Annotated in this window: 23 protein-coding genes and 1 pseudogene; 15 read left to right on the top strand and 9 right to left on the bottom strand. The window is 69.7% G+C overall.

Annotated features, from left to right (window positions below; genetic code table 11):
* Positions 1-75 precede the first annotated feature (75 nt).
* Positions 76-1,500 (bottom strand): NAD-dependent succinate-semialdehyde dehydrogenase, encoded by a 1,425-nt coding sequence (locus tag LN251_RS36295; RefSeq protein ID WP_458248418.1) that lies wholly within the window; start codon positions 1,498-1,500, stop codon positions 76-78.
* A gap of 371 nt (positions 1,501-1,871) precedes the next feature.
* Here LN251_RS36295 and LN251_RS36290 point away from each other — a divergent pair, with 371 nt between their 5' ends.
* Positions 1,872-2,252, top strand: coding sequence for a DUF2267 domain-containing protein (locus LN251_RS36290; protein ID WP_458248417.1), 381 nt, complete (start codon positions 1,872-1,874; stop codon positions 2,250-2,252).
* Positions 2,253-2,498: 246 nt separating this feature from the next.
* Here LN251_RS36290 and LN251_RS36285 read toward each other — a convergent pair whose 3' ends face one another.
* Positions 2,499-2,876, bottom strand: a complete 378-nt coding sequence (locus tag LN251_RS36285) for a LysR substrate-binding domain-containing protein (protein WP_458248416.1) — start codon at positions 2,874-2,876, stop codon at positions 2,499-2,501.
* Between the two features lie 318 nt (positions 2,877-3,194).
* Between LN251_RS36285 and LN251_RS36280 the strand changes: the two genes are divergently transcribed.
* Positions 3,195-4,031 (top strand): aldo/keto reductase, encoded by an 837-nt coding sequence (locus LN251_RS36280; protein ID WP_458248415.1) that lies wholly within the window; start codon positions 3,195-3,197, stop codon positions 4,029-4,031.
* A 138-nt stretch (positions 4,032-4,169) separates the two neighbouring features.
* On the opposite strand, the gene LN251_RS36275 is transcribed toward LN251_RS36280, so the two are convergent.
* The 3 genes from LN251_RS36275 to LN251_RS36265 all read right to left on the bottom strand — a co-directional run bounded on the left by LN251_RS36275 (position 4,170) and on the right by LN251_RS36265 (position 5,791).
* A complete protein-coding gene (locus LN251_RS36275) occupies positions 4,170-4,760 on the bottom strand; it encodes a DsbA family protein (RefSeq protein WP_458248414.1) in 591 nt (196 codons plus the stop codon).
* A 195-nt stretch (positions 4,761-4,955) separates the two neighbouring features.
* Positions 4,956-5,405 carry a hypothetical protein gene (locus tag LN251_RS36270; protein WP_458248413.1) on the bottom strand — a complete coding sequence of 150 codons (450 nt, stop codon included), beginning with the start codon at positions 5,403-5,405 and terminating at the stop codon, positions 4,956-4,958.
* Between the two features lie 8 nt (positions 5,406-5,413).
* Positions 5,414-5,791, bottom strand: coding sequence for a DUF2267 domain-containing protein (locus LN251_RS36265; protein WP_458248412.1), 378 nt, complete (start codon positions 5,789-5,791; stop codon positions 5,414-5,416).
* 468 nt (positions 5,792-6,259) lie between these two features.
* Between LN251_RS36265 and LN251_RS36260 the strand changes: the two genes are divergently transcribed.
* The 13 genes from LN251_RS36260 (at position 6,260) to LN251_RS36200 (ending at position 18,965) form a co-directional block, all read left to right on the top strand.
* Positions 6,260-6,709 carry a DUF1931 family protein gene (locus LN251_RS36260; protein WP_458248411.1) on the top strand — a complete coding sequence of 150 codons (450 nt, stop codon included), beginning with the start codon at positions 6,260-6,262 and terminating at the stop codon, positions 6,707-6,709.
* Positions 6,710-6,982: 273 nt separating this feature from the next.
* On the top strand, positions 6,983-7,546 hold the full coding sequence (locus tag LN251_RS36255) for a type 1 glutamine amidotransferase domain-containing protein (protein WP_458248410.1): 564 nt from the start codon (positions 6,983-6,985) through the stop codon (positions 7,544-7,546).
* 225 nt (positions 7,547-7,771) lie between these two features.
* A complete protein-coding gene (locus tag LN251_RS36250; RefSeq protein ID WP_458248409.1) occupies positions 7,772-8,302 on the top strand; it encodes a general stress protein in 531 nt (176 codons plus the stop codon).
* Between the two features lie 81 nt (positions 8,303-8,383).
* A complete protein-coding gene (gene dnaK / locus LN251_RS36245) occupies positions 8,384-10,282 on the top strand; it encodes a molecular chaperone DnaK (protein WP_458248408.1) in 1,899 nt (632 codons plus the stop codon).
* 10 nt (positions 10,283-10,292) lie between these two features.
* Positions 10,293-10,877, top strand: a complete 585-nt coding sequence (locus LN251_RS36240) for a nucleotide exchange factor GrpE (protein WP_458248407.1) — start codon at positions 10,293-10,295, stop codon at positions 10,875-10,877.
* A gap of 6 nt (positions 10,878-10,883) precedes the next feature.
* The gene (locus LN251_RS36235; RefSeq protein ID WP_458248406.1) at positions 10,884-11,819 is read left to right on the top strand and encodes a DnaJ C-terminal domain-containing protein; all 936 of its coding nucleotides are present in this window, start codon (positions 10,884-10,886) and stop codon (positions 11,817-11,819) included.
* Positions 11,816-12,190 (top strand): chaperone modulator CbpM, encoded by a 375-nt coding sequence (locus LN251_RS36230; protein ID WP_458248405.1) that lies wholly within the window; start codon positions 11,816-11,818, stop codon positions 12,188-12,190. Before LN251_RS36235 ends, LN251_RS36230 begins: the two co-directional genes overlap by 4 nt.
* A complete protein-coding gene (clpB, locus tag LN251_RS36225) occupies positions 12,181-14,820 on the top strand; it encodes an ATP-dependent chaperone ClpB (RefSeq protein ID WP_458248404.1) in 2,640 nt (879 codons plus the stop codon). Before LN251_RS36230 ends, clpB begins: the two co-directional genes overlap by 10 nt.
* Positions 14,817-15,263 (top strand): thioredoxin, encoded by a 447-nt coding sequence (gene trxA, locus LN251_RS36220; RefSeq protein ID WP_458248403.1) that lies wholly within the window; start codon positions 14,817-14,819, stop codon positions 15,261-15,263. The genes clpB and trxA overlap by 4 nt, the downstream gene beginning before the upstream one ends.
* Before the next feature lie 5 nt (positions 15,264-15,268).
* Positions 15,269-15,532 carry a UBP-type zinc finger domain-containing protein gene (locus LN251_RS36215; RefSeq protein ID WP_458248402.1) on the top strand — a complete coding sequence of 88 codons (264 nt, stop codon included), beginning with the start codon at positions 15,269-15,271 and terminating at the stop codon, positions 15,530-15,532.
* Entirely contained in the window at positions 15,532-17,346 is a 1,815-nt protein-coding gene (locus LN251_RS36210; protein ID WP_458248401.1) for an FAD-dependent oxidoreductase, read from the top strand. Before LN251_RS36215 ends, LN251_RS36210 begins: the two co-directional genes overlap by 1 nt.
* A 48-nt stretch (positions 17,347-17,394) precedes the next feature.
* Positions 17,395-17,895, top strand: a complete 501-nt coding sequence (locus LN251_RS36205; protein ID WP_458248400.1) for an Hsp20/alpha crystallin family protein — start codon at positions 17,395-17,397, stop codon at positions 17,893-17,895.
* A gap of 410 nt (positions 17,896-18,305) precedes the next feature.
* On the top strand, positions 18,306-18,965 hold the full coding sequence (locus LN251_RS36200) for a hypothetical protein (RefSeq protein ID WP_458248399.1): 660 nt from the start codon (positions 18,306-18,308) through the stop codon (positions 18,963-18,965).
* Positions 18,966-19,458: 493 nt separating this feature from the next.
* Here the strand turns inward: LN251_RS36200 and LN251_RS36195 are convergent, their stop codons facing one another.
* From LN251_RS36195 to LN251_RS36180, 4 genes and pseudogenes are all read right to left on the bottom strand, one after another.
* On the bottom strand, positions 19,459-20,121 hold the full coding sequence (locus tag LN251_RS36195) for an NAD(P)H-binding protein (RefSeq protein WP_458248398.1): 663 nt from the start codon (positions 20,119-20,121) through the stop codon (positions 19,459-19,461).
* Between the two features lie 283 nt (positions 20,122-20,404).
* Positions 20,405-22,583: pseudogene (locus LN251_RS36190) on the bottom strand (FUSC family protein).
* 303 nt (positions 22,584-22,886) lie between these two features.
* Positions 22,887-24,062 (bottom strand): glutathione-independent formaldehyde dehydrogenase, encoded by a 1,176-nt coding sequence (locus tag LN251_RS36185; RefSeq protein WP_458248397.1) that lies wholly within the window; start codon positions 24,060-24,062, stop codon positions 22,887-22,889.
* Positions 24,063-24,450: 388 nt separating this feature from the next.
* Positions 24,451-25,914, bottom strand: a complete 1,464-nt coding sequence (locus LN251_RS36180; RefSeq protein WP_458248396.1) for a PucR family transcriptional regulator — start codon at positions 25,912-25,914, stop codon at positions 24,451-24,453.
* Positions 25,915-26,107 lie beyond the last annotated feature (193 nt).

Genomic DNA, 26,107 nt, shown 5'->3' with positions numbered 1-26,107 from the left:
CGGATGCCGCTTGGCGTCCGCGGGGGCGGTAGGTCGACCGGCTCGGGCACGGCGCGCGGTCGCGCGGCTCGTGGGTCAGCCCAGCACTTCTCCGATCGGGGCGTCTGCGTCCACGTAGCGTATGAGTTTGCGGTTCGCGAATTCCACGATGCCCAAGTCGCCCAGTTCACGCCCGTAGCCGGAGCGCTTGATGCCGCCGAAGGGCAGCTCCGGTCGGGACGCGGTCGGGTGGTTGATCCACACCATGCCCGCCTCCAGCCGGTCCGCCACTGCGCGAGCGCGATCCGGGTCGGCGGCGAATACGGCACCTCCCAGGCCGTAGGGGGAGGTGTTGGCCAGTGTCACTGCCTCGTCCTCGTCGGCGACCCGGTAGACCGTGCCGACGGGGCCGAAGAGCTCTTCGCGGTATGCCCGCATGTCTGGTGTGACATCGGTGAGGAGGGTGGGCTCGACGAAGGCGCCCGGCAGGTCCGGCCGACCGCCGCCCAGCACCACCGTGGCTCCCTTGTCCACCGCATCGTGAACCTGCTCCATCAGGAGTTCGGCCCCTGCCTCGGAGGACAGAGGGCCGAGCGTCGTGGCGGGGTCGGCCGGATCTCCCGGTTGCACCTCGCTCATCAGGTCACGCAGCCCCGTGAGGAAGGCGTCGTAGACGTCGGCAAGGACGATGAAGCGCTTGGCCGCCACGCAGCACTGTCCGGTGTTGCCCATCCGGCCGAGGAACGCGGCGTGCACGGTGCGTTCGAGGTTGTGAGCGTCCAGCACGACGAAAGGATCGCTGCCCCCCAACTCGAGGACGGACTTTTTGACATTGCGGCCGGCGATCTCGCCCACGCTCACGCCCGCGCGCTCGCTTCCGGTCAGTGACGCCCCCTGCACTCGCGAGTCATCGATGATCTTCCCCACGTCCTTGCCCCGCACGAAAAGGTTGGTGTAGACTCCGGTCGGCACACCTGCATCCGCGAACAGCTGCTCCAGTGCCAGTGCGGTCTGGGGGCAGCTACTTGCGTGCTTGAGCAGGATGGTGTTGCCGAGGACGAGGTTGGGGCCCGCGAATCGGACGACCTGGTACAGCGGGAAGTTCCAGGGCATCACACCGAGAAGGACGCCGAGCGGCTCGTTCACCAGCACAGCTGTGCCCTCGGGCACCGGCAGGATTCGCTCTTCCAGCAACTCGGGGCCGTACTCGCCGTAATAGGTGAGGATGTCGGACGCGAGGTCGACCTCAGCACGGCTTGAGTTGATCAGCTTGCCGACCTCAAGGGTGAGGAGGTGCGCCAGTTCCTCCTTGCGCTCTCTCATGCACCGGCCGGCGCGTTGCACGACAGCCCCCCGGTCGGCCGTCGACCGGGCACGCCAGCTCGCAAAGCCACAGTGCGCCGCTTCGATAGCGCGCCCTATGTCCTCCGCACTCAACGCCGGGAACTCACGGACCGTTTCACCGGTGTACGGGTTGACGGTGGCGACGGAGCTTCCCTGGGCAGTGACGTGGGCGTCCATGACGCCTCCCTGAAGTCGGGACACCCCGGGTTTCCATACGGGCACCGGCGCACACCTGCTGAGTCGTCCTATTGCGAGAAGTTTCGCGTAATTTAGTGGGTTCAATTCGAATGCGTAGAGTGCCGCACCTTCATCGAGGCCCGCCGGTCGCGGCTCAGGTTCGGCTACGCCGGCGTTCCCAAGACGGCGCTTTCCGCCTGTGGGCAGCTCAACCGGCTGGCGAGGCCGTGCACACGACGGTGCGATGAGGCCTCGTGCTGCGGGTCGCGCGGTCACCCCCGTCCGCGCGCGGGCGCGGGCCGGGCCGGCGTGGCAGGCTTGCAGGGGATCCGCGCCGTTCGTCGCAACACAGCAGCGAAGGAGACCGACGCATGGATGAGCAGGCTTTCATACGAACCGTCGCCGAGCGCACCGGACTGAGCCGGCAGGAGGCGGCGGACCTCACCCGGGCCACGCTTGAGACGCTGGCCCACAGGCTGAGTTCCGGGGAGGCCAGGCATCTGATCACCGAGCTCCCCCAGGGCCTCGCGGAAGCGGTGCGCCAGGGAGCCACGGACCGCATCGAACGCTTCGGCCATGCCGACACTGTGCGGCGCGTGGCCGAACGCACCATGCTCAAGGAGGAGGAAGCGGACCGGGGCGTGCGGTACGTACTGGCGGTGCTTCGGGAGGCGGTCAGCGAGAAGGAGTTCAACGACCTGATGTCGCAACTCGGAACGGACTTCTCGCAGGCCGTCGAATCCGCCGAGTGACTCCGGGGCTCTCGGCACGGCACCAGCGGCCCGGACGCTGCATAGGCCGGAGCACGGAAGGGTGCCACGCGCGGACGGCCGGTTCCTCGCGTGATGACGCGAGCGCACCGGAGGGTGTGATCATGACGGCCGATGAGACGTCCCCAACCTTCGCATGTACTTCGAACGGCAGGGCGGCCTCGGCGACTACCTCTTCCTGATCTCGTCATCGTCCGGTGCCGCCTGTGGACGACGGCTGCGTGAGCGTCACAGGGCGATGACGTGGAGGTCGACCAGGTCGAGCAGCGCCCGCAGGGCCGAGCTGGGGAGTCGGGTGGACGAAGTGCCGAGATGCATGCTCCAGCGGAGCACGGTGTCCAGGACGTCCAGGACGTGCAGGCCAGGGGTGCGGGCAACGGCGAACGCGGGCAGGAAGGCGATGCCCAGACCGTGCCGGAGCAGTGCCGCCCCCATGTCGAGGTCGGGCACTTCCAGCGCTACCCGGCGTACGACGCCCGCCGCCGCGAACGCCCGGTCGACCACCTCGCGGTTGCCGTAGCCCGGCGGGAAGTCCACGAAGGGTTCCCCCGCGAGGTCCGCAAGTGCCGGCGATTCCCGTTGCGCCAGCGGATGGGCCTCGCTCACCCGCGCGGGGGTTCTCGCCGTGTTCTTCGTCGTCGCCCACCTCGGAATGGGCCTGCCCTCCGTCCTCTTAGCATCGCCCTGCCGCACTTCGCCGTGCAAACCGCGATGATCGGCTTCGCGACGGTCCTCTCCTGCGGGGCCGTCGTGTCGGTGGCCGTCGCGCTGGGCGGTCGCACGCCCCGTTCCGGCGACCTGCCGGCGCAGTCCGCTCGCCCCTCCTGACCTCGCTGCGACGCACGCGACAGCGGTTGGCTGGAAGCTGCGAACGTGGGCACCCGGCGCGCGCGACACGTGTCCGCGGCAGACGGGAGGCCCGAGATGGCTGCGGAATCGTTCAGAACGATCGCCCTCCCCTCCGGTGAGAAGATCGCGGCCCTCGGGCAGGGCACCTGGTACCTGGGTGAGGACCCGGCCCGGCGCGAACAGGAGATTGCCGCGCTGCGGCTGGGCGTGGACCTGGGCATGACCGTGGTCGACACGGCGGAGATGTACGGCGACGGCGCAGCCGAGGAGCTCGTGGGGGAGGCCCTCCGGGGACGCCGGGACGAGGTCTTCCTCGTCAGCAAGGTGCTCCCCGGCCACGCCGACCGGAGGGGCACCGTCGCCGCCTGCGAGCGCAGCCTGCGGCGGCTGGGTGCGGACCACCTGGACCTGTACCTGCTGCACTGGCGGGGACGGTGGCCACTCGAGGAGACCCTCGCGGGATTCACCGACCTGATGGAGGCGGGGAAGATCCGGTACTGGGGCGTGAGCAACCTGGACGTCGCCGACATGACCGAGCTGACCACCCTTCCGGGCGGCGACGCCGCGGCCGTCGACCAGGTGCTGTACAACCTCTCCCGGCGCGGCATCGAGTGGAATCTGCTTCCATGGTGCCGCGAGGCCGGGGTGACGGTCATGGCCTACTCCCCGATCGAGCAGGGACGGCTCCTCGTGGTTGAGGCGTTGGGTGCCGTGGCCCGGGCCCTCGGAGCAACGCCGACCCAGGTGGCACTGGCCTGGGTGCTGGAGCAGGGGGTGGCCGCGGTCCCGCGTTCCGGATCACCGGACCACGTGCGGGAGAACCGCGGCGCGGTGGACCTTCACCTTCCCGCCGAGGCCCTCGACGAGGCGTTTCCGTCGCCGAGGGGGCCCGCGCCCCTGGAGATGCTCTGACGGAGTTCCCCGCGCGGGATGAGTCGCCCTCGCCTGACCTGGTCGCCTTCTACAACGAAGGTGTTCACCTCTACGTCCACGGACAGATGTCGACCCGCCGGACGACACACGGTGTCTTTCCTCGGTCGGCCAGGCCGCTCATCCGCGGACACCGGCACGGGCGGCACGAACCGCGGCGAGGATGGTCCGGGGGTTGGCCGGCACCGAGACGCCCTGGACGGCCACGGTCGGCGTTCCCCCCACACCCCGCTGCAGGGCCGTCGCCATCACATAGGAGCTCCAGTCCAGGTAGACGCCCTGCCGGACGCCCGCGGCGAACGGGCTGTCGGACAGTCCCACCGCGCGCCCGATTTCGATCAGTTCCTCGTCGGACAGGCCCGGCCCGCCCTCGGGGCGCTGGTTGGCGAACAGCGCGTAGAGGTACTCCACGAAGTGGCCGCCATCGGACGCGCAGCCCGAGGCGGCCGAGGCACGGGAGGAGTACCGGGTGGTGGACAGGTCATCGAGAAAACCCATCGGGTGGTAGATGAGACGGATCGCTCCGTCCGCCACCAGCTCGTCAAGGATCGGCCCGCTCGTCCCCTCGAACTGCTTGCAGAACGGGCACAGAAAGTCGATGAAGGCATCCACCTTCACCGGGCCGGTTCCGACGACGATGCCGTCGCCGCTCGGCGAGACACTGGCCGGAACGCGGGTAGGCGAGCTGATGTGAGGCGCGCGAGTGCTCATGCTGGGTTCCTCTGCCGTGGAGTCGATGGGATGCGCGGAGGAGCCGGCCCTCGGGTGTCGTCGACCGACTCGGTCTATGGCCGTACGGAGTCGTACGGGTCAGTGGTGTGGCCGTCGCCCTGAGGTGGCGGTCGCCAGTTGGGCCTGGTCGCGGGCAAGTTGCCGATAAAGCGCCCTGATATGCGGAGGCCATGCTCAGGGTGTCGAACCGGCGCAGTACTTCTTCCCGGCAGGCCCGTGCGGAGAGACGGCCGACGGAGCGGAGCGCGGCGGAGAGTTGCTCGGGCCGATCGCAGATGAAGCCAGCGTCCTGTGCAGTTCCGGATCCTCGATGTCGGTGACGCGTGGGACGCTCTCGCGCCAGGCACGCAGGCGGCGCGCCGGCCCGGCCTCGCCTGCCTCGACGGTCGGGTGGAAGACGTCGCTGACCTCCTCGCCCTCGATGCTGGGGCAGACGAGGACGGTGGCGTGCCATTCGCCGCGCGCCGGCAGCTCGGTCAGGAAGTCCAGCCCGTCCGGTCCGGCGCCATGTCGCCCGAGATGCTCGAGACGCAGAACGTCGGCCCCTCGACCAGTGTGGTGGTGGCCTCGGTGAGCACGACTGGGTTCCGTCTCCTGGATGATGGCGCCGACTTCGCCGCTCATGCCTCCTCCTAGCTCGTGGCGCTGACGAGAGCCTCGAAGTCCCGGGGAAGCTGGGAGATCACGTGGCGGAACTCGCCGTCACTGACCGCGTCCTTGAGCGTGTTCAACTCCGCCCGTACGCCCTCGCGGGCTTCGTCCGGACTTACCCCTGCCCGCTTGCTCACCCGATTGATGAATTCATCCAGTCCGAAGTCCTCGGCCTCGGGAGTGGGAGAGACCAGCGGCTCCTTGAGCTGTTTGGGCAGTTCGGAGGCGAGGTCCTGCGCCTCCCCCCTGGTGAGCCGCTCGGCGAGTGTTGTCAGGGTGGAGCGGGTGAGGGGGTCCGCCTTTTCCGGGGGGACGGGGGCGCGCCGGGTGACGGTGTCGAGAAAAGCGTTGTAGTCCATGAGGGGCCTTCTTCTGGAGCCGTGAGGCTGTCCTACTTCTGGATGCGTGAGGCTGTCCGGTGCCCGAGACCGCCACTTGAGGGTGTGTCAGCGTGAGGGGGCGGCGGGCTGGTGCGCGTCGTCGTGCGTACGCCTCGACCGAGGCCATTCCCATGCTCCAGGCTGGGGGCCACACCGCGCCTGCTCCCGGTGGGCGGAAAAACGACGAGCCCAATGGACCTCCGAGCACAAGTGCAGACGGCCTCCGCCGAGCCGAGGGGCACACCGGCGCCGGTCTGCTGAGCGCACCTCACAGCGCCCAGTCGGTAACCCGTGCTGCTCTGTCAGGGCAGGAAAGGGTGGTCTTTTTCGGCCTGGGGTGCGGAGGCGCGCGGCGGGCGGGCTCTGCGAATCTCGACTGGTAACGGCCGATGGCGGCGTTGCGAGAGTGAGCGTCGCCGTCCGGTTCCAGGTGAGGAGGCGAGAGTCATGACCGTGATGGCTGTGTCGAAGTTCGAGAGGTTCTTCCGCGCCGCCGCCGGCCTCGACGTCGACAAGAACGACTTGAAGCGGTACGGCGACTTCGTCGACGCCAAGCTCTACGACCTCCTGGTCGTCGGCCAGGCGTCGGCCAAGGCCAACGGGAGGGACACGGTCGAACCGTGGGACATGCCGATCACCAAGGGGCTCCAGGAGAGCATCCACCGATTCCGGCGGCTTGACGAGGACGTCGACCTGAAGCCGATCCTGGAACAGCTCGCCGCTCACCCTGCCCTCGACAGGACCCCGTCCCAAGAGACCGAGGACCGCTACCCTGAGATCATCGGCGGGCTCAGCGTCGCCCTTGCCGAGACGTTCAAAATCCTGTACCCGGATGTCAAAAATCCGCAGACCAGCCACTGGGACGGCGTGACCGCGGTCTTCGACCGGCTGCTGTAGCGGTCGCGCCTCGCTGTATGGCATCGACGATGTGAACCGACGTGCCGAGAGCCTCGACGCCGGTGCAGCCAAGGTCTCCTGGTGCTGCGAGCCCCGATGAACCAGGCGACGAAGGTTGTCCTCCACCCGGTCGGCAACTCCGCCTGACCGCACACACCTGGACGCGCCCCCTCCGATGCGACGTGCGGACCTCGGACCGGCGCAACGGGGTCCGGCCGGGCGTCCTTGCCGTTCGCGTCTCACAACCAGCGACTGGCGAAGGAGCCAAAGGCCATGGCACAGGAACTGCGAGGAATGCGGGTGGCGATACTGGCCACCGACGGGGTCGAGCGCGTGGAACTCGACCAGCCGCGCGGTGCCCTGCAAGGAGCAGGTGCGCAGACCGAGATCATCTCGCTCCGCCCCGGCGAGATCCAGGCCCGCCAGTTCGACCTCAACCCGGCAGGAACCTTCCCCGTGGACCGCCTCGTCGCGGACGCCTCCGTCGACGACTACCACGCCCTGCTCCTGCCCGGCGGCACCATGAACCCCGACCAGCTGCGCATGAACCGTGACGCGGTGCAGTTCGTCAAGGACTTCATGGCCAGCGGGAAACCGGTCGCATCGATCTGCCACGGCCCGTGGACCCTGGCGGAGGCGGACACGGTGCGCGGACGCCGCCTGACATCCTGGCCCAGCATCCGCTCCGACCTCGGCAACGCCGGCGCGGAGGTCGTCGACCAGGAGGTGGTCGTCGACGGGCAGCTGGTCACCAGCCGCGGCCCGGCCGACCTGCCTGCCTTCTGCGCCGCAGTCGTAGAGCGGTTCGCCCAGGCGCACCATCCCATGCCCGGCTGACCCAAGGGCCCGGTCACCGCGGGGCGGTCAGGTGGCGCACGGTGGGCAGGGCCCGGAGAGCGGGGCCGCGCGTCGCGACCTCGAACCGTGCCTCGCCTCCTGTCCTCACAGAGCGACCGGCGGTGTCACTTTTCGGCCCGCTGGGCGCAGGCGCAGTGACCAAGCGAACAGCCACTCTGGAGCCTGCCGGGACCTCTCGTCGGTCCGACGGCGGAGGGAGTGACCATGACCGAGCGAGCCCGCACGGCCGTCGCCTCGTACGCGACGTACCAGGACGCGGAACGTGCCGTCGATCACCTTACCGACCAGGGGTTTCCTGTCCAGAAGGTGGCGATCATCGGTCAGGACATGCGTATGGTCGAGCAGGTGATCGGCCGCATGGGCTACGGCGAGGCGGCCCTCCACGGTGCGGCCGCCGGAGCGCTGCCCGGCGTGCTCGTCGGCTGGATCTTCGGACTGCTGAACTGGCTGGATCCGGTCGTCTCCGGGCTGCTCCTGGCCCTGTACGGGATGCTCTTCGGAGCGGTCGTCGGCGCGCTGTTCGGCGTGCTGCTGCACGCCGCCCAAGGCGGCCACCGGAACTTCGCCTCCGTCCGCTCGATCGAGCCCAGCCGGTACGACGTCGTGGTGGACGAGAACGTCGCCGACGAGGCAGTCCGGCTGCTCGCCGGACTGCGCGACGAGGCCGGCGCGAACGCGGAGAGCGCCTCGTTGGGGGGCCGGCGCCCGCACAGTGATCACCCCGCCCCCAGCTGAACGAGTTTCGAACCCGGGCGGACGGTGCCCGGAGGACGGACGGTCGCCGACGGACGTCGGCCGCCGCGGAAGGAGTTCCTCATGGCCAAGGCAGTGGGCATCGACCTGGGCACCACGAACTCGGTGATCGCCGTGTGGGAGGGCGGCGAGCCGTCCGTCGTGCCCAACAGCGAGGGCAACCGCACGACACCCTCCGTGGTGGCCTTCACGGACACCGGAGAACGGCTGGTGGGTCAACTGGCCCGCCGCCAGGCGATCCTCAACCCCAAGGGCACCATCTACTCGGCCAAGCGGTTCATCGGCAGGCACTTCGACGAGATCCCCGACGAGGCCAAGGCCGTCACCTATGACGTCGTCCCGGGCGAGAACGGCGAGGCCCGCTTCAAAGTCCGTGACAAGCTGTACGCGCCTGAGGAGATCAGCGCCCAGGTGCTGCGCAAGCTCGCGGACGACGCCTCCAAGCAGCTGGGGGAGCGGGTCACCGAGGCGGTCATCACGGTGCCCGCCTACTTCAACGACGCCCAGCGCACGGCGACCCGTGACGCGGGACGGATCGCCGGACTGGAAGTGCTGCGGATCATCAACGAGCCGACGGCGGCCGCCCTCGCGTACGGCATGGACAAGAAGCAGCACGAGACGGTCCTCGTCTTCGACCTCGGCGGCGGCACCTTCGACGTGAGCATCCTCGACGTCGGCGACGGCGTGGTGGAGGTGCGCTCCACCGCCGGCGACAGCCACCTGGGCGGCGACGACTTCGACCGGCGACTGGTGGACTACCTCGCGGACGACTTCCAGAAGGAGAACGGCATCGACCTGCGCAAGGACCCGCAGGCGCTGCAACGCCTTTTCGAGGCGGCGGAGAAGGCCAAGACCGAGCTCAGCTCCGTCACCCAGACCCAGGTCAGCCTGCCGTTCATCACCGCCGACGCGTCTGGGCCCAAGCATCTCACCGACTCGATCATGCGGTCCACGTTCGAGCAGATCACCGGAGATCTGGTGGAGCGCTGCCTCGGTCCGGTCCGCCAGGCCATGGGCGACGCCAAGGTCAGCGACAACGACATCGACGAGGTGATCCTCGTCGGCGGTTCCACCCGCATTCCGGCCGTCCAGGCCCTCGTGCGCCGGCTGACGGGCGGCAAGGAACCCAACATGAGCGTCAACCCCGATGAGGTCGTGGCGCTGGGCGCCGCCATCCAGGCCGGGGTGCTCAAGGGCGAGGTCAAGGACGTCCTGTTGCTCGACGTCACCCCGCTGTCGCTGGGTGTGGAGACGCGCGGCGGAGTGATGACGAAGATCATCGAGCGGAACACCACCATCCCCGTGCGCCGCAGCGAGACCTTCTCCACCGCCGAGGACAACCAGCCCGCCGTCGACATCGTCGTCCTCCAGGGTGAGCGCGAGCGGGCCGCCGACAACCGGGTGCTCGGCCGCTTCCAGCTCACCGACATCCGCCCGGCGCCGCGGGGCGAACCCCAGATCGAGGTCACCTTCGACATCGACGCCAACGGCATCCTCAATGTCAGCGCGCGCGACAAGGACACCGGCAAGGAACAGGGCATCACCATCAGCGAGAGCTCCAACCTGGACCGGAGCGAGGTCGAACGCATGGTCCAGGAGGCCGAAAGCAACAGGGGCCAGGACCAGGCACTGCGCGAGGCCGTCGACGCCCGCAACGAACTCGACGCGATCGCCTACCAGGTCGAGAAGCGCGTGAACGAACTGGGCGACGCGGTGCCCGCGCACGAGAAGGCCCGGGCCGAGATGCTGGTGAGCGAGGCCCGCGACGCGGTCAAGAACGAGGCCGGCGTGGACCAGGTCAGGCCGCTGATCTCCGAACTTCAGCAGGTCTATGCCGGGCTGGCCGCCCACCAGGCAGGGGCGGCGGGCGGTGCGTCGGACACCACGCAACCGGACGGTTCCGGGCAGGGCGGGGTCGGCAGCGACGAAGACGTGATCGACGCCGAGTTCGACAAGGGCTGAGGTACCCGCCATGCCGATCCCTCCCCAGGACCGATCGTCCGACCCGCCACCCGAAGAGGCCGCACCATCGCCGCAGGGCGACCTGCCCGAGCCCGCGCCGCCGACCGCGCCGGCCGGACCGGGGCCCGCCGTGGCCACCGGTTCGGCCGGGGGCGAGGACGAGTACGCGGCCGCGCTGAAAGAGGTCGAGGACCGCTGGCGGCGCGCCCTCGCCGACCTGGACAACCTGCGCAAGCGACACGCCAGGGAACTGGACCGGGAGCGTGCGGTCGAGCGCGCCCGCACGGCCGCTGCCTTCCTTCCCGTCATCGACAACCTCGAACTGGCCCTGAACCACGCGGGTTCCGACCCCGGGGCGATCGTCGAGGGGGTGCGCGCCGTGCGCGACCAGGCGGTGTCCGTCCTTGAGCGCCTTGGTTACGAGCGTCACGCCGAGACCGGCGTCCCCTTCGACCCCTCCCTTCATGAGGTAGTCGGAGTGGTCCAGGATCCGGACGCCGAACCGAACACCGTGGCGCAGGTGCTGCGCCCCGGCTACGGGCAGGCCGAGCGGCAGCTGAGGCCGGCCGCTGTGACCGTCGCCAAGCGGGAGTGAGCGGCCATGGCACGCGATTTCTACGAGGTTCTCGGGGTCCCGCGCACCGCCGACAAGGACGAGATCCAGCGGGCGTATCGCAATCTGGCCCGCAAATACCACCCCGACGTCAACAAGGATCCGACGGCGGAGGAGCGATTCAAGGAGATCAACGAGGCCTTCAGCGTCCTGTCCGACCCCGACCAGCGGGCCCGTTACGACCGCTTCGGCGAGGACTTCCGGAAGGTTCCCGAGGACTGGGAGGAGCGGGTCGGTGCAGGCGCGGGTCCCGGTGGTGGCTTCCGCTGGTCCACCGGGGACGGCCCCCGGGTCCGGTACGCCACCAGTGGGTTCGGCGCGGAGGGCGTCGATGTCGACGACCTGTTCGGCTCCTTCTTCGGAGGCGCCGGGCGGACGCGGGTCCCCGGTGCGGACCAGGAGGCCGAACTGCCGCTCACCGTCGAGGAGGCCTACCGCGGAGGCCGTCGCACCGTCACCCTCGCCGGGCCCTCCGGGCAGCGGCGTTACGAGGTCGACGTGCCGCCCGGTGTCGTCGACGGGCAGCGCATCCGGTTGGCGGGCGAGGGCGGGCGCGGCAGCGGCGACGGCTCCGCGGGGGACCTGTATCTGCGGGTGCGGATCCAGCCGCACCCCCGGTTCCGACTCGAGGGGCGGGACGTGTACGTCCAGCTTCCGGTCACCGCCTGGGAGGCCGCGCTGGGCGCGACCGTTCCGGTGCCCACGCCGAGCGGGGGCACGGCCAAGGTGACCGTGCCGGCCGGGTCCTCCAGCGGCCGGCGGCTGCGGCTGCGCGGTGAGGGCATGCCCAACCCGCGCGGCACGGACGGCAACCTCTACGCCGAGCTCCGGATCATGGTGCCGCCCAGGCTCAGCGACCGGGAGCGCGCACTGTTCGAGGAACTCGCCGCCGTCTCCTCGTTCGACCCCAGGAGGACACGATGAGTGACCCACGCGGACGGGCGCGCCAGGCGTCCCGGCTGACGACACCCGCCCCGACACGCGTCCGCTACGCGCTCGTGCCGGTGCCCAGGCTCTCTCTGCAGACCGTGGCCCGCCGCTCCGGCGTCCATCCCGACCTCATCCGCCGGTTTGTCGCCCTGGGCCTGGTCGAGGCGGAGCGGGACGCCTCCGGAGGGCTGGTGTTCGAACCCACGGCACCGGCCGCCCTCGCCCGCGTCCAGCGGCTGCGTACCGGGCTGTGCCTCAACTACGCATCCATCGGCCTGGTGCTCGACCTGCTGGATCGGATCAGCATGCTCGAAGCCGCCCTGCGCCGCGTCGGTACGAGGAGTGAAACACCGCCATGGACATGAACCGTCTCACCCAGAAGTCCCAGGAAGCCCTCCAGGAGGCCCAGAGCGCGGCAGTCGGCTTGGGGCAGACCGAGGTCGACGGGGAACACCTGCTGCTCGCGCTTCTCGATCAGGAGGACGGTCTGATCCCACGGTTGCTGCAACAGGTCGGCACCGATCCGAAGGAGCTGCGGGCGGCCGTGCGCGAGGAACTCTCCCGTCGCCCGAAGGTCACCGGTCCCGGGGCGGCCCCCGGTCAGGTCTTCGTCACGCAGCGCCTGTCCCGCCTGCTCGATGCCGCCGAGCGGGAGGCCAAACGCCTCAAGGACGAGTACGTGTCCGTGGAGCACCTCCTGCTCGCCCTGACCGAGGAGGGCTCGGCGACCGCCGCCGGACGCCTGCTCAAGGAGCATGGCGTGACCCGGGATTCGTTCCTGAGCGTGCTCACCCAGGTCCGCGGCAACCAGCGCGTCACCTCCGCCAACCCCGAAGTGGCCTACGAGGCTCTGGAGAAGTACGGCCGAGACCTGGTCCTGGAGGCCCGGTCCGGGCGGCTGGACCCGGTCATCGGCCGTGATTCCGAGATCCGCCGCGTCACCCAGATCCTCAGCCGCAAGACCAAGAACAACCCCGTACTCATCGGAGATCCCGGCGTCGGCAAGACTGCCATCGTCGAGGGTCTGGCCCAGCGCATCGTGCGCGGTGACGTCCCCGAGGGACTGCGCGACAAGACGGTGTTCGCTCTCGACATGGGCTCCCTGGTCGCCGGCGCCAAGTACCGCGGCGAGTTCGAGGAACGCCTCAAGGCGGTGCTCGGCGAGGTCAAGGCCGCCCAGGGACGCATCCTGCTCTTCGTCGACGAACTGCACACCGTCGTCGGTGCCGGCGCCGCCGAAGGGGCCATGGACGCGGGAAACATGCTCAAGCCGATGCTCGCCCGCGGTGAACTCCACATGATCGGCGCCACCACCCTCGACGAGTACCGCAAGCACATCGAGAAGGACGCCGCCCTCGAACGCCGCTTCCAGCAGGTGCTGGTCGACGAGCCGAGCGTGGAGGACACCATCTCCATCCTGCGCGGACTGCGCGAACGCCTGGAGGTCTTCCACGGCGTGAAGATCCAGGACACCGCACTGGTCTCAGCGGCCACCCTCAGCCACCGCTACATCACCGACCGGTTCCTGCCCGACAAGGCCATCGACCTGGTCGACGAGGCGTGCGCCAGGCTGCGTACCGAGATCGACTCGATGCCCGCCGAACTCGACGAGATCACCCGCCGCGTCACGCGCCTGGAGATCGAGGAGGCGGCCCTGTCCAAGGAGACCGACGCCGCCAGCAAGAAGCGACTTGAGGAACTGCGCAAGGAATTGGCCGACCTGCGCGGCGAGGCCGACGCCAAACGCGCCCAGTGGGAGGCCGAACGGCAGGCCATCCGCCGCGTGCAGGAACTACGGCAGGAACTGGAGCAGGTCCGCCAGGAGGCGGAGGAGGCCGAACGCGCCTACGACCTCAACCGCGCCGCCGAACTCCGCTACGGCCGCCTCCAGGACCTGGAGCGCCGGCTGAAGGCCGAGGAGGAGCAACTGGCGGCCAAGCAGGGGCAGAACCGGCTGCTGCGCGAGGTCGTCACCGAGGAGGAGATCGCCGAGATCGTCGCGGCCTGGACCGGTATCCCCGTCGCCCGCCTCCAGGAGGGCGAGCGCGAGAAGTTGCTGCGCCTCGACGAGATCCTGCGCGAGCGCGTCATCGGCCAGGACGAGGCCGTCAAACTCGTCGCCGACGCCATCATCCGCGCCCGCTCCGGGATCCGCGACCCTCGCCGCCCCATCGGCTCGTTCATCTTCCTCGGCCCCACCGGCGTCGGGAAGACCGAACTGGCCAAGACCCTTGCGGCGGCCCTGTTCGACTCCGAGGAGAACATGGTCCGCCTCGACATGAGCGAGTACCAGGAGCGGCACACCGTCAGCCGGCTCATGGGCGCACCACCCGGATACGTCGGCTACGAGGAAGGCGGCCAGCTCACCGAGGCCGTACGCCGCAAGCCCTACTCGGTCGTGCTGTTCGACGAGATCGAGAAGGCGCACACCGATGTCTTCAACACCCTGCTGCAGGTCCTCGACGACGGCCGCATCACCGACTCCCAGGGCCGCACTGTCGACTTCCGCAACACCGTGATCATCATGACGTCCAACATCGGCTCCGAGCACCTCCTCGACGGCGTCACCGGCGAGGGCGAGATCAAGCCGGACGCCCGCGCCCTGGTGATGGGCGAGCTGCGCGGGCACTTCCGCCCGGAGTTCCTCAACCGGGTCGACGACATCGTGCTGTTCAAGCCGCTCGGTGAGCGGCAGATCGAGCGGATCGTGGAGCTGCAGTTCGATGAGCTGCGCCGCCGCCTGGCCGAACGACGCATCAACGTCGTACTCACCGAATCCGCCCGGGAGTTGATTGCCCATCAGGGATACGACCCGGTGTACGGGGCCCGGCCGCTGCGCCGTTACATCTCCCACGAGGTCGAGACGATGGTCGGGCGTGCCCTGCTGCGCGGTGACGTCCAGGACGGCGCGACGGTCCGCGTCGACGCCGAGGCGGGGGAACTGGTGGTCACCTACGACCAGTCCGAGGACGTGAAGGGAGCGCGGGCGGCATGAGCACGATGCAGGCGACGACTGTGCGTTGTCCCCACTGCCGGCGCACGAACCGGGTGCCCGTGGCCGCGGAGGGCCGCCCCAAGTGCGGCCACTGCAAGCAGCCCCTACCTTGGATGGTGGACGCGGGCGACGACGATTTCACCGAGGTCGCGGAGCGCGCCGACGTCCCGGTCGTGGTCGACCTGTGGGCCACCTGGTGCGGCCCCTGCCGCATGGTCAGCCCGGCACTGGAGAAGGTCGCCACCGATCTCGCCGGCCGCATCAAGCTCGTCAAGGTCGACGTCGACAAGAACCCCCGACTGTCGCAGCGTTTCGAGGTCCAGGCCGTACCGACGCTGCTCATCCTCGACAAGGGCGAGACCGTCGCCCGGCAGGCGGGGGCGGCGCCTGCCCCCGCTCTGCGCCAGTGGGTGGAACAGTCGATCACCGCCCGGGAAGGGTGATCCGGATGACCCTGCATGCAGACCCCCACCTCGCACTTGTCCGACCGGTCCAGCCGCTGACCCCGGAAGGGTGTCAGGAGTGTCTGAAGATCGGCTCCCCATGGGTCCACCTGAGGCTCTGCCTGACCTGCGGGCACGTCGGCTGCTGCGACTCCTCGCCGAACAAGCACGCGCGCAGGCACGCGGCTGCCGTCGCTCATCCGATCGTGCAGTCGTTCCAGCCCGGCGAGGATTGGCGCTGGTGCTACGTTCACGAGGCGTTCGTCTGATGTCCGGCGACCGGCCGCTGCCGGGCGAAGAAACGGTGCCGGACGAAGCGGACGAGGCCTCCTTCCGGGAGACCCCGGACATGTACGGCGCATACCCGCGCCTCACCGAGGACCAGATAGGACGTCTGGCCGAGCACGGAGAGCGCCGGACCACGGCTCCGAACGACGTGCTGATCCGAGAGGGAGAGCGCTGCGAGACGTTCTTCGTCGTGCTCGGCGGTACCGTCGCCGTCGTCGAGGACTACGGCACTCCCGAGGAGCACGTGCTGCGCGTGCACGGTCCCGGCCGATTCATCGGCGAACTCGGCCTGCTGTACGGGCAGGTGGCCTTCTACACCGCTGTCGCCAGGGAGGCGGGTGAGGTCCTTGTCGTCGCCCTGGACCAGGTGCGCCACCTGGTGTCCCAGGACTCCACCATCGGCGACACCGTGCTGCGCGCCTGCCTGTGCCGTCGCGCGATGCTCGTCGGACAGGGCGCGGGCTTCCGCATCATCGGCTCGCGCTACTCGCCCGACACCAGGCGGCTGCGGGAGTTCGCCGTTCGCAACCGGCTGCCGCACCGCTGGATCGACCTGGAGACCGACAAGGAGGCCGAGGAACTGCTGCATCGCTTCGGTGTCAGCCCTGCGGAGACGCCACTCGTCATCTGGCGGGACACCACCCTGTTGCGCAACCCCAGCAACGCAGAACTGGCCCGGCTCATCGGCCTGCCGTCACTACCTGCCGGAAACCGTCAAGGTGACCTCCTCATCGTGGGGTCCGGACCCGCGGGCCTGGCCGCCGCGGTCTACGCCGCCTCCGAGGGCCTGGGCACCACGGTGGCGGAGACGATGGCCACCGGCGGCCAGGCCGCCACGTCGTCCCGCATCGAGAATCTGCTCGGTTTCCCCTCCGGCATCTCCGGCGCCGAACTCGCCGAACGCGCCGTGCTCCAGGCCGAGAAGTTCGGTGCCCGGATCAGCATTCCGCTGGAGGCGACCGGCCTTCATCCCAAAGATGACGATCACTACGTGGTGGCGTTCGCCGACGGAAGCGAGATCGCCGCCCGGGCCGTCGTCCTGGCCATGGGTGCACGCTACCGCCGGCTCAAGGTGCCCGGCATCGAACGCCTGGAGGGAACGAGCGTGCACTACTCGGCGACCGTCTACGAGGCCCAGCAGTGCCGCACCGACCCGGTGGCCGTCGTGGGCGGAGGCAACTCGGCAGGCCAGGCGGTGCTGTTCCTCGCCGGATACGCGCCGAAGGTGTACCTGCTGGTCCGAGGATCCAGCCTCGAGGCCAACATGTCCCGCTACCTGGTCGACCAGGTCGAGCGCCATCCGCGGGTGGAGGTCATGCTGCACACCGAGGTCACCGAGGTCATCGGCCAGGAAGTGCTGGAGGAGCTCGACGTGGTCGACAACCGCACGGGCGGGCACCGCCGGCTCGCGGCACGGAGTCTGTTCGTGTTCACCGGCGCCGACCCCCACACCGACTGGCTCGCCGACGCCATCGCCCTCGACTCCCGTGGCTTCGTCCTCACCGGGCCGGAGGCCCAGGAAGCCTGCGTCCACCCTGAGGTGTGGCAGGGCCGCGGGCGCTCGTGCATGACCCTGGAGACCAGCCTGCCCGGGGTCTTCGCGGCCGGGGACGTCCGTAGCGGCTCGGTGAAGCGGGTGGCCTCGGCGGCCGGTGAGGGCGCGATGGCCATCCATTTCGTGCACCGGCACCTGGGGCACTCGGCCGCACCCGGCCCCACGGGCCCGTCAGCCGCCGCGGGCCATTCGGACGCCTCCCCACGCATACGTCACAAGGAGTCCCCATGGCTCGCATGACACATGGCGGGCGATGAGATCACAAGAAGGAAGAAGGAGGCGATGGCGATGGCCATGCCCGTCCGGCGCCACCGAGGTGGTGGTCTGCAGGAAAGGCCCGTCTGGACATCCACGCCCGGCAATCCCCTGATCGAGTTCGACGAACTGCTCAACCAGATGAGCGGTCTGCTGGAGTCGACGGTGGGCGCGGCACCCGCGGCCGCGTGGACGCCACTCGCGGACGTGTCGGAGTCCGAGGACGCGTTCCACATAGAGATCGAACTCCCCGGTGTGAAGGGCAAGGACATTGATGTCGAGTTCAACGGTCCCGAGCTCGTGGTCACCGGAGAGATCAAGGAGCGGGAACGCAAGGGAGTCCTGCGCCGCAGCACCCGCCGCGTCGGAGCCTTCGAGTACCGTCTGAGGCTGCCCGGAGAGCTGGACACTCAGAAGGTCAAGGCCGAGACGCGGGACGGCGTGCTCAGCATCACCGTTCGCAAGGCCGACGTCGCAAAGTCGCGGCACGTCGAGGTTACCCAGGCGGGTGAAAGCACCGAGAGCAGCGGCTGAGACACGAGCACCGTGGTTTCCGGGCACCCATCCGGCTGCGGCCGGGCCGGGCCGCAGCTGGACACCCCTCACGGCGGCGGAGACGCCAGGTGTGCAGCAGCCGAACGCGTAGCGGAAACAGCTGCTCGTCGGCGCATGTTCGCCTGATCCCGCGGTCGGGTGCCCGTGCGTGACGCTCGGCGTCCTGGGCCGTGGGACATGGCTTGCGTTCCCCCAGCTCCGCAGTCCCGTGCTCCGAGAAGCCGGCCCGAATGAGCCGCGACCGAGTCGGACAGGCCGTGGGCGGCCGTTCCAGGCGTTCCAGGCTTTCCGTACGGGAGTCCTTGCAAACGGCGACTGCGCGCCGACGGGCGGGCCCGGCCGCCGACCGCTTCGGACGATGAAGAACACACCGCGAGCTTGGAGGAACCATGCGGAACGGGACACTGGGCAAGATCGGCACACAGCTGTTGCGCCTGCGCCACGACTCGTCGCAGAGCTCACAGGACCGATCGGCGCCGGACGACTACGGACTGGACCACAGGCAGGTCGCCGCATTCGTCGCCGGCACGCTGGACGCGGAGGGCGAGGCGGCGCTCGCCCATCAGGTGGCGCGGTTGCTGCCCTTCCACTGGACGTTGCCCAATCGGGTCGCGAAGGAGATGTCGCAGATCATGGACCACGTCGGTGGTCAGCGTGAGCTGATGGCCTGGCTGGATCGGCACCCAGGTCTGCCACGGCTGGTGGCCCGTCTGTACGTCTTCATGGGCCTCCTCGACCGATACAGCGCGGTGCCCGCGGTCGTGACGGCGATGCGTGAGTACCGGGAGCGGACCCCGTATCCGCCGGGCCTGGAGTCCTACTTGGTGCCCGCCACCGATGACGACACGCTCGCGAGCATTGCTTTCAAGGTCGAGAAGCTGCTCGGCGAGGAGCGGCCCCGGGAGGCCGTCGACCTGGCACTGGCCACTGCGGCATGGCTTCAGCAGATCGCGCCGCGCGCGCGGGAACTCGATCCTGAGGTCGGCGACTTGAACGAATTGATGGGCCAGCCTCGTCAGGATGTCCAGGCGGCAGCAGCCGATATCTGAACAAGAGTGCGGATGGGACGGTGAACGGCATGACGGTGAAACTGAACGCGACGGCGTTCAACCATGCAAAGAAGCTGGCCGATGAGGGCCGGATCGTCCTGGACGACCGGGACGAGTGGAGCGAGCACCGGCCTTCCGCAGCGGACGAGAATGCCTACCTCGAGGACCACGGATTCAGCCAGTACGCCAGGTGGTACCTGGGCGTCGATGACGAGATGGGAGAGGAGACCAAGGGCCGGTACAAGTTCCCCTACGGCGATTTCGAGCGCGTCCACCGCCGCGGGGTGCTTTCTGCCGAGGTACGCCGGACAGCAGAAATACGCGGACATCGAGAACGCCACCGCGCACCTGCACGGCCTGCTGGACGGCAGGCGGGCCGGAAAGCGGCGACTGCGCCGGGAAGAGTGCGCCCTGACCCGGCGTTCGTCGGCGGGTCGTCCAGGCGCCCCGGTATGAGTTGTTCCCCGCACCCCGGCGGGCGCGGAGTGCGGCGTCAGCCGCCGGCGACGGCGCGCACCGCCTCTTCGACCGGGGTGGGCCCGCTGATCAGCTCGAGGATGCGTCCGGCGGTCCGGGGCTCGTGGAGCAGGGCGGCGAGTACCGCAGCCACGTCGTCGCGTGGCACTTGGCCGCGCTCGGTGTGCTCGGCGAGCGTGACGCGGCCGCTTCCGGGGGCCTCGGTCAACGTCCCCGGGCGCAGAATCGTCCAGTCCAGTCCCCGGCGGGAGGTGATGTCGGCGTCTGCCTCGCCTTTGGCCTTCAGGTAGGCGGCGAACCCCGGGTCGGTGCCGGGCGGCGGCGGGCCGGCCACGCCCATCGCGGAGATCACCAGGAAGCGGCGCGTTCCGGCGCGCTCAGCCGCGTCGGCGAGGAGGATGGCCGCGTCCCGGTCCACCGTCTGCTTGCGGGCCGCGCCGCTGCCCGGGCCGGCGCCCGCGGCGAACAGTGCCGCATCGGCGCCGCGAAGTTGGTCTGCTACCTCGTCCACCGAGGCGTGCTCCAGATCGCACACCACCGGTTCCGCACCGTCCGCGCGCAGGTCGTCGGCGTGGTCTGGGTTGCGGATCAGCCCTGTGACGTTGTCGCCGCGCGCCGACAGCAGCCGGGTCAACCGGCGCGCGATCTTTCCGTGTCCACCCGCGATCACCATGTGCATGGGGTCATTGTTGCCACACGCGACCGCTCACGCCGGGCAACGGGACCGCCGCGGCAGGTCGGGTCCCGCGATTGCCGTAAGAATCGGCGTACTCGCGCACCGCGCTGGTGCGCGGGGCCACCCGGCCACCGCGCCGCGCCGTAGGTGCTCCCACGCCTCATCCCGGCGGGATCCAGAGCCGCCGGTTCGACGTCGTGGTCCCCGGCACCTTGCTCTTGATGGTGCCGACAGCGGTCTACGTGTGGCGACGTGCGATGCGGCCGGGCCCGTTGGCTGTCGTCGGTCACCCACCCCCGTGCGCGGCTCCTGATCCGTCAGCCTCCGCCGCCACGGCGGCCCTTACCCGCCGCTCCTCGCGAGCAGAGCCGACGTCCCGTTCCAGGGGGGTGCGGCCGATGGCCGTCGAAAGGTCTTCCAAAGCCCGTTTCTGGAGTTCCGCCTCGCGCTGCACGACCGGGCTTCCATGGCCGGCGGTGGCGGACTCCCAGGTGTGGAGTGCGTCCTCGACGCGTCCCCAGTCCGGATTTCTGTGCTCACGCACGTCGAGTGCCGCCTGTGCGGTGTCCGCCTCCAAAGCCTCGGCGAACCGCTCCGCCTGGGGGGCGAAGCGGCCGTCGGCCTCGGGGACGTGGCTTTCCATGAGCATCGCCGCACGGCCGAACCTCTTGAGCGCCTCCTGGGCCTCCTGCGCCTCGCGCGAGGTCAGGCCCCTGGGGCGGACCGGTTCCTTTCTTGCCCGGTCGTATGCCTCCTGCCAGGTGGCACGTGCCTGCCTGCTCTCCAGCAGTGCCCTGCGCATGTCGGCCCGACGTTCTGGGGTCGGTTCGGCGTAGTTGCGGAGCACCGCGGTCGCGTACCGGCCGTTTGCGGCGAGCCAGTCGGCGAGCCGGCCCTCGCAGGCGGGGTGTCTCCCATGCGGGGAACACCACGTACGCCAGCATCGCCAGGGCCCCGCCGAGCAGGGTGAGCACCACCCGCTCGGGGACTGTCTGCTCCCACGCCTGTCCGCCCATGCCGAGCAGGAAGACGACGTATGCGGCGGTGAAGCACTGGGAGTAGGCGTAACCGGTGCGGTTGAGCGTGTACGACAGGCCCGCCGAGATCACCGCCAGCGCGGCGGACACATGGGCGTCCGGCCCCAGGCCCCGCACCACCACGGTGGCGAGCGCGACCCCCGCCAGGGTTCCGGCGAGACGGGCCACCGCACGCGCGTAGGTCCTGTGGAAGTCGGGCCGCATCACCATCACCGAGGCGATGGGCGCCCAGTAGCCGTGGCCGAGAGGGAGCTGGGAGGCGATCAGATAGCCGAGCGTGGGCACCGCCGCCAAGCGGACGGCGTGCCGGAATACGGGCGAGTCGCGGCGGAGTTCACGGCGCACCGCCCGCGTGACGACCGGGGCCAGCCGGAACATGGTCGGTCGCACCAGAAGTTGAGTCTCGCCGGGGGCACGCGGCGTGGGCATCGTCCCGGGCGTGCCGTCGGTCCCGGCGACCTCCAACGCTTCCCCGAGCAGTTCCACGAGCCGCTCGGCGGCCTGCCTTGCCGGCCCCTCCAGCACCTCGTGCTCCGCGTCGACGCGCAAGACGTCCATGCTCTCGGGTCGCACCTCGGCGGGAGTTCCGCGGCGGATCGAACGGGCGGCCGCATCCAGGACGTCCGCGGCCGCGTCCAGCAACTCCCGCGCGCGGTCCCGCCCAGGTCCCTCCGCCGGGGCGCCGACGTCCGGGTCGGCGAGCGCGGCGAGGACCGGCCGAATACGCTCGGCGAGTCCCCGGGGACCGTGGAGCACGGGGGGACGGGTTCGGGCCTGCGACGGCGTCACGGCGGCCGCGTCCCGGGCCGCCATCAGAGGCTCCGGGTCGAACGGCGCGGTCGGGTCGTGTCGAAGCCGTCGGGCGTAGTCCCCCACGGCGGCCAAGGCATCGGCGAGCGCGTCTCGGTGCGCCCCCCAGCGGCGGATCGGGAAGAGCCAGATCAGCAAGGCCTGTACCACGCCCCCGAGTGCGATGACGCAGGCGTGCTCCAAGGCTCGCTCGACGCTCGTGGGCAGGGTGACGGTCACCAGCATGCTGCCGACGGTGGTGGCTGCGACGATCCCGGCGGTCGTTCCGATGGCCCAGGCCATTCCCGCTGCGAAGGACCACGCGGCGAGCAGGGGCAGGAAGGTCACGAGTCGGCCGGCCGCCAGGTAACCCACGAAGGTGCTGAGGGCCAGACCCGCGCCCGCGCCGAGCGCGATGACCTTGCGTGGACGACAGGTGCGCTGGAAGGTGGCGCCGCCCGCGGAATAGGCGCCGAGGGCGGCGGACGCGGCGAACGCGGGGGAGACCAGCCAGAGCGCCGGAGCGATGACCATCGCCACCCCGGCGGCCGTGCGCAGGGCGAGCAGGGGCTCCAGCCGTGTCTCCTCGACCGTGAGCGCGGATCGCACGACGTCGACGAAGGCTCGAAGCCACGTCACGGGGATGACCCCGGCTGGAACGTCCCGCCGAGACACGTCGGCCAGGCTGGGGGACGGCGGCCGGCGGGCGAGGGAAGTCTCCTCCCGCGACGACCCGCGAACTGTCCAGCGGCCGCGGCCGCTGGACGGGGTGGTACGGCTGCGGACATCGCAGAGTCCGTCCTCGGGGGAGCGCGGACAGTCGCCATTGAGTGAGGTCCGACCGGAGCGCGGGCAAGTGCCTCGGCTCCGGCCGGAGGACCGGCAGATCGCCGTCCGTCGACCGGCCCGGTCCGGGAGACACGGACGGAAGACGAACGCGCCTTACCGCTTGTGGCCGTTGCCCTGCCCGTCGGGATGCAGGACCACCTTGGTCCAGCCGTCGTCACGGGCGTCGAAGTGCTCGTAGGCGGTGGGGGCCTCGTCCAGGCTGAGTTCGTGGGAGACGACGAAGCTCGGCTTCGCCTTCCCGCCGGCGATCAGATCCTGCAGCGCCCGGTTGTACCTCTTCACGGGCGCCTGCCCGGTCCCCATGCGCTGGCCCTTGAACCACATCATCCCGAAGTCGATCGGGACCTTGCCCTGCGCCTCCAGCTCCCCCTGCGCTTCCTCACCGCCGGGGTCCTGGGGCAGGAACACGCCGACCACGCCGATGTCACCCGTGAACCTGACCGAGTCGATGAGGCCGTTGAGGGTGAGGCCCGCGTCCTCGTGTCCCTGGGGGTCGTGCGCCTGGTAGCCGACGCACTCACAGCCGTTGTCGGCGCCCAGACCGAGGGTGGCCTCCTTGACGACCTCCGCCGGGTCCTGCTCGGCGGTGTTGATGGCAATGGCCCCGATCTCCTCCGCCTTGCGCAGCCGGTCGGGCTGGTGGTCGGCCACCCAGACGCGGCCGGCGCCCTTGAGCAGAGCGGAGTAGGCCGCCATCAGCCCGACGGGACCGGCCCCGAAGACGATCGTCTGGTCGCCCGGTTTGACGTTGGCCATCTCGGTGGCGTGATAGCCGGTGGGGAAGATGTCGGCGAGCATCACGTAGTCGGTCTGCCGCTCGGCCGCGTCCTCGCCCAGGCGCAGCGCGTTGAAGTCGCCGTAGGGCACGCGCAGCAGCTCCGCCTGACCGCCCTGGTAGGGGCCCATGTCGGCGAAACCGTAGGCGGCTCCCGCGAGCGCCGGTTCCGGCTGCATGGTCAGGCAGTAGTTGGTCAGACCCCGTTCGCACTGCTTGCAGAAGCCGCAGGCGATGTTGAAGGGCAGGACCACGTACTCACCGACCTGGACCTTGCGAACGGCCGAGCCGACCTCCACGACCTGGCCCATGTTCTCGTGTCCCAGGGTGCGGCCGGTCTCAAACGAGGTGCGGCCTTCGTACATGTGCAGGTCCGAACCGCAGATGTTGGTGGTGGTGATCTTGACGATGATGTCGCAGGGATGCTCGATCTTCGGGTCGGGTACGTCCTTCACGGTGACCGTTCGCGGCCCGTCGTATACGGCTGCTTTCATGATGCCTTCCCTCGGTGTCAGGCCACCGCGACGCAGCGGTGATCGAGGTGGCGTGAAGAGTCTGCCTCGCCGAAGTGCTGCGGCGGAGTTGGTGGCTCCGGCACGCCTCTGCGGGCCGTTCACCTCAATCAGGTGGGAACGGACGGGCCGCCGCCGGCCCGCCGAGCGGAGCTTCGGCGCTTTTGACGGCGTTTCGTGCGGGTCCCCGTCGGCCTCCGATACGAAACAGGCCATCACCAATCAATCGGGCGATTTTCCTCACCCGGCTCCTCAGCGGGCAAGGATGCATGTTCGACTACGGCACCGACCGGCTCCCGCATGGCATGAGGGGCCGCCCGGGGCGCCGCGGCACCTTCGAAACCGGTGCCGGTCCCAGTCAGTGCGCCGCTCAGCGCGGCGTGGGGTCAGCCGGGCCCTCCAGGATGATCTTCCAGACACGTGTCGCCACCTGCAGATTGAGCCGGGTCTCCACATTCGCCAAGTCGTGGTCGGTGATCTCACGGATGCGCTGCAGGCGGTAGCGCAGGGTGCTGCGGTGGACTGTCAGCACGGCGGCCGCATCGTCGTAGTTGCCTCCGCAGTCGAAGTAGCGCGAGAGCGTTTCCACCAACTGCGTGCCGTGCTCGGCGTCGTAGTCGATCAGCCGGCCGAGCCACTCTCGCACGAAACCTTCGAGTTCCCGGAGGTCATTGCCGGGTCCCAGGATCCGGTACAGCCCCAGATCTTCGAAGAACGTTGCGCCGCTGCGCTGACGCGAGTTCTGCCGCACCTTCAGGGCCCGCAGTGCCTCCTGGTAGCAGCGCGGAACCTCGCCAGGGGAGTCGCAGCCGGTGCTCACCCCGATCGCTCCGTCGGGTGCCCCCCGATCTCGGGCCAGCAACGTCTGTACGGCATCGTTGTCGGGCGTTTCTTCGGTCAGCAGGACGACCCGGTCGCCGCGGCGGGTGATCAGCGGACGGGCCGCCGGGGTGGCCGCCGCCTGTTCGACGGCCCGGGTGAAGGACTCGTCCGCGGCGCTGCCCGGCCGGTGCACCACGACCACGTAGTGGGTACGTTGCAGGTTGTGGCCGAGGGCTTCGGCGCGGGTGTAGGCGCTCGTCTCGTCAGCGCCTTCCAGCAGGTCGTCGATCAGCTGGCGGCGTGGCCTCAGTTCGGCCTCGGTGAGCTCACGCACATGCAGGAGTTCCTGAGCGAGCGAGCGCTGAGCGTGATCCAGGGCGAAGATGGTGTGCTCGCCGGCCGTCGATCCCGGGTCATGGAGGGCGAGTACGCCGAGGAGGTCACCCCGCGGCCGTACCAGGCAGATCAGCCGATCCTTGACTCTGACCGGGCCCGCCTCGTGCGTGGCCTGCCGCAGCATTTCGTCCTGGCGGGTCGGGGACCGCACCGGATAGGGATCGGGCCGGTCGGGACCGGCCCAGGACCTGAGGTTGCCGAAGCGGTCTTCTATGAGCGCCGACAGCCCGGTGAGTTCGTACAACGCTTCGGTGATGGCGTCCTCGCCACCGCCTCGAACAGCGACACGCGCGAGGGTGTCGTGCACGGTCTTCTGCAGGTGCAGGTCGCGGCGCATGGTCTCCAACTGCCGCAGTGCAGTGTCCCTTTCGGAACGGAGCCGGCTCAGTTCGTCGGCGTCGCTCTGGTGGGAGGCGCGCATGGCCGCCAGTGTGAGGGCCGTCGATGTGGTTCCCACGAGCGTCGAAAGGAGGACGTACCCCTGCTCATCCGGGTCTGAGTGGGAGGAGACCACGAGGTAGCCCAGCAGACCGTCGACCCCTCGCAGACCGAACGCCCAGGCCCATGACCGCTCCGGAAGAGATATGCAGCCGTCTGCCTCGCCCAGCACCGTCACCTGTGCATCGACCGCTGGTGCTCGCCCAGCGTGGCCGGGGACGCGGGACAGACCGTCGTCCGTCGTGAGGTATCCGGCCTCGGCGCGGTAGGGACCGAGGTCACTGACATGCCGCATGGCCAGTCTCACCATCTCGCTCTGCTCCATACAGGAGAACAGAGTGCGGGACAGGAGCAGCAGCCCGTAGGGGTCC

The sequence above is a fragment of the Streptomyces sp. MAI_2237 genome, assembly GCF_054189285.1.
Note: the sequence above shows the minus strand (reverse complement) of the source record. Positions and strands in the feature narration are given on the sequence as shown.

Excerpts from the sequence above, each read along its gene's own strand:
- LN251_RS36295 (WP_458248418.1), bottom strand. The coding sequence starts at position 1,500 with ATGGACGCCCACGTCACTGCCCAGGGAAGCTCCGTCGCCACCGTCAAC.
- LN251_RS36290 (WP_458248417.1), top strand. The coding sequence starts at position 1,872 with ATGGATGAGCAGGCTTTCATACGAACCGTCGCCGAGCGCACCGGACTG.
- LN251_RS36280 (WP_458248415.1), top strand. The coding sequence starts at position 3,195 with ATGGCTGCGGAATCGTTCAGAACGATCGCCCTCCCCTCCGGTGAGAAG.
- LN251_RS36275 (WP_458248414.1), bottom strand. The coding sequence starts at position 4,760 with ATGAGCACTCGCGCGCCTCACATCAGCTCGCCTACCCGCGTTCCGGCC.
- LN251_RS36270 (WP_458248413.1), bottom strand. The coding sequence starts at position 5,405 with ATGAGCGGCGAAGTCGGCGCCATCATCCAGGAGACGGAACCCAGTCGT.
- LN251_RS36265 (WP_458248412.1), bottom strand. The coding sequence starts at position 5,791 with ATGGACTACAACGCTTTTCTCGACACCGTCACCCGGCGCGCCCCCGTC.
- LN251_RS36260 (WP_458248411.1), top strand. The coding sequence starts at position 6,260 with ATGACCGTGATGGCTGTGTCGAAGTTCGAGAGGTTCTTCCGCGCCGCC.
- LN251_RS36255 (WP_458248410.1), top strand. The coding sequence starts at position 6,983 with ATGGCACAGGAACTGCGAGGAATGCGGGTGGCGATACTGGCCACCGAC.
- LN251_RS36250 (WP_458248409.1), top strand. The coding sequence starts at position 7,772 with ATGACCGAGCGAGCCCGCACGGCCGTCGCCTCGTACGCGACGTACCAG.
- dnaK (WP_458248408.1), top strand. The coding sequence starts at position 8,384 with ATGGCCAAGGCAGTGGGCATCGACCTGGGCACCACGAACTCGGTGATC.
- LN251_RS36240 (WP_458248407.1), top strand. The coding sequence starts at position 10,293 with ATGCCGATCCCTCCCCAGGACCGATCGTCCGACCCGCCACCCGAAGAG.
- LN251_RS36235 (WP_458248406.1), top strand. The coding sequence starts at position 10,884 with ATGGCACGCGATTTCTACGAGGTTCTCGGGGTCCCGCGCACCGCCGAC.
- LN251_RS36230 (WP_458248405.1), top strand. The coding sequence starts at position 11,816 with ATGAGTGACCCACGCGGACGGGCGCGCCAGGCGTCCCGGCTGACGACA.
- clpB (WP_458248404.1), top strand. The coding sequence starts at position 12,181 with ATGGACATGAACCGTCTCACCCAGAAGTCCCAGGAAGCCCTCCAGGAG.
- trxA (WP_458248403.1), top strand. The coding sequence starts at position 14,817 with ATGAGCACGATGCAGGCGACGACTGTGCGTTGTCCCCACTGCCGGCGC.
- LN251_RS36215 (WP_458248402.1), top strand. The coding sequence starts at position 15,269 with ATGACCCTGCATGCAGACCCCCACCTCGCACTTGTCCGACCGGTCCAG.
- LN251_RS36210 (WP_458248401.1), top strand. The coding sequence starts at position 15,532 with ATGTCCGGCGACCGGCCGCTGCCGGGCGAAGAAACGGTGCCGGACGAA.
- LN251_RS36205 (WP_458248400.1), top strand. The coding sequence starts at position 17,395 with ATGGCCATGCCCGTCCGGCGCCACCGAGGTGGTGGTCTGCAGGAAAGG.
- LN251_RS36200 (WP_458248399.1), top strand. The coding sequence starts at position 18,306 with ATGCGGAACGGGACACTGGGCAAGATCGGCACACAGCTGTTGCGCCTG.
- LN251_RS36195 (WP_458248398.1), bottom strand. The coding sequence starts at position 20,121 with ATGCACATGGTGATCGCGGGTGGACACGGAAAGATCGCGCGCCGGTTG.
- LN251_RS36185 (WP_458248397.1), bottom strand. The coding sequence starts at position 24,062 with ATGAAAGCAGCCGTATACGACGGGCCGCGAACGGTCACCGTGAAGGAC.